Origin of the sequence: Rhodoblastus sp. 17X3 (assembly GCF_030056575.1) — a bacterium.
In the GTDB taxonomy this organism is placed as follows: domain Bacteria; phylum Pseudomonadota; class Alphaproteobacteria; order Rhizobiales; family Beijerinckiaceae; genus Rhodoblastus.
Genome location: NZ_JASHHX010000043.1, coordinates 1 through 2,472 on the forward strand (window position 1 = coordinate 1; position 2,472 = coordinate 2,472).

2 protein-coding genes are annotated in these 2,472 nt (G+C 68.4%); both read left to right on the forward strand.

The features are described 5' to 3' along the window. On the forward strand, positions 1 to 966 hold a 966-nt coding region (locus QM467_RS19640; protein WP_283368028.1), incomplete at its 5' end, for a glycosyl transferase family protein. 97 nt (positions 967 to 1,063) lie between these two features. Continuing rightward, positions 1,064 to 2,472, forward strand: a 1,409-nt coding sequence (cysG, locus tag QM467_RS19645) for a siroheme synthase CysG (protein ID WP_283368029.1), incomplete at its 3' end; no start/stop codon positions are given.

The window sequence follows — 2,472 nt, forward strand, 5'->3', positions numbered from 1 at the left end:
GCCATTCTCGGCCGCGGCCGGAACCTTTCCCGGGCGCTGACCGTGGATGAGGCTGAGGAGGCGATGGCCATGATCCTGGCCGGCGACGTCCTGCCCGAACAGCTCGGCGCCTTCCTGATGCTGCTTCGCATGAAGGAGGAAAGCGCGAGCGAACTCGCCGGCTTCGTCAAGGCAGTGCGCAAGATCCTGCCGGCGCCAGAGCCCGGCCTCGTCGATCTCGACTGGTCGTCCTATGCCGGCAAGAAGCGGCAATTGCCGTGGTTCCTGCTCGCCGCGCTCCGCCTCGCGCAGGCGGGCCATCGCGTCTTCATGCATGGCTTCGACGGCCATACCGCCGGGCGGCTCTATACCGGCGAGGTCCTCGCGGCGCTGGGCCTGCCGACCGCGCCCGATTTCACGACCGCCGCGCGCCAATTGCGGCAGAACAATTTCGCCTATATGGACCTCGCCGCGATCAGCCCGCCGCTCGCCCGGATGATGGGGTTCAAGCCCATTCTCGGCCTGCGCTCGCCAATCCATACACTGGCGCGGATGATCAATCCCTTCGGAGCGCCCTGCCTCTTGCAGGGGATTTTCCATCCCAACTACATGGCGACCCATCGCGACGCCGCCCTGCTGCTGGGCGAAAAGAACATGGTGGTGTTTCGCGGCGAAGGCGGCGAAATCGAGCGCCGCCCCGCCAAGCCCTGCGAGACGCTCGGCGTGTTGGACGGGGTCGCGATGGAGGAGCGCTGGCCGCCGCTGATGGAGGAGCCGCGCCAGCTGCCGGACGAGGCCATGGAGGTTTCGCGCCTGCTGGCGGTCTGGCGCGGCGAGGCCGACGATTCCTATGCCGACGCCGCCGTCGTCGGCACGCTGGCCATCGCCTTGCGCGCCATGGGGCTTGCGCCGGACATCCAGATGGCGCAAAGCCGCGCGGAAGCGCTCTGGCGCGGCCGCGACACCGCCCGCCTGCTCGCGGCCTGATACGAATTCTCCTTGATCGCGGCGAGTCGCGATCAAGCAACCCTCGCAGGTTTTCAGCTGCGAGGGCTGGCCTGATCCCCAACCCTCCGGACTTCCGATGGATCGCCTGCCCCTTTTCCTCGACCTCCACAAGCGCCGGATCGCGGTCGTCGGCGGCGGTTCGCTCGCCGCGCGGCGCATCGAAGCCCTGGCCCGCGCCGGCGCCGAGGTCTGGCTGTTCGCCACCGCCTGGAGCGATGAGTTCGAGGCCCTGCGCGGCCAGTACCATCTCGGCGACCTCGGCGAGCACAACGCCTTTTTCGGCTTTCCGCTCGTCTATTTCGCTTTTCAGGACGGCGAGGAGCCCGAGCAGCCCTCCAATTTGGCGCTGATCGCTCGCGCGCGGACCGCCGGGGCTTTGGTCAATGTCGCCGACCATCCGGGGATGAGCGATTTCATCACGCCCTCGGTGCTCGACCGCAGCCCGCTGGTGGTGGCCATTTCCACCGGCGGCGACGCGCCCTTGCTCGGGCGCATGCTGAAGGCGCGGCTGGAGACGCTGATTCCTGCTGGCTATGGCCGGCTCGCGGCGCTGGCCGGCGCCGGCCGCGCCGCGCTTGGCGACAAGCTGGCGAACCATCAGGCGCGCCTGCGCTTCTGGGAGCGCATCTTCGACGGGCCGATCGCCGAAATGGTTCTGGCTGGCGACGACGCGGCGGCGCATGCCCTGCTCGACCGCGAAATCGCCGATTGCCGGCCCGACGGCTCCGCCGCCGACGACCAGCCTGTCGGCGAGGTCTATCTCGTCGGCGCCGGGCCGGGCGATCCCGACCTGCTGACCTTCCGCGCCTTCCGCCTGATGCAGAAGGCCGACGTCGTGCTTTACGACCGCCTCGTCGACCCCACGATCATGGACCGCGTGCGGCGCGACGCCGAGCGCATCTATGTCGGCAAGCGCCGCGCCGACCACGCCCTGCCGCAGGAGGAAATCGGCGACCTGATGGTCAAGCTGGCGCTGGAAGGCAAGCGCGTGCTTCGGCTCAAGGGCGGCGACCCGTTCATCTTCGGGCGCGGCGGCGAGGAGATTGAAAAGCTCGCCGAAAAGCGCGTCCCCTTCCAGGTCTGCCCCGGCGTCACCGCCGCCGCCGGCTGTTCGTCCTATGCCGGCATTCCGCTGACCCACCGCGATTACGCGCAATCCTGCGTCTTCGTGACCGGCCACGGCAGGGACGGGCCGATCGATCTGGATTGGTCCACCCTGCTGCGCCCGCGCCAGACCGTCGCGGTCTATATGGGCCTCGCCCATCTCGATTTCCTGATGAAGGAATTCCTGCGCCATGGCGCCGATTCTGCCCTGCCGGTGGCGGTTGTCGAGAACGGCACCCGCGCCAACCAGATCGTGGTGACGGGAAACGTCGGCGATATCGCGGCCAAGGCCGTCGCCGCCGGCCTGCGCGGACCCACCATCATCATCGTCGGCGAGGTCGTGGCCCTGCGAGAAAAGCTGAACTGGTATGTGCCGAAATC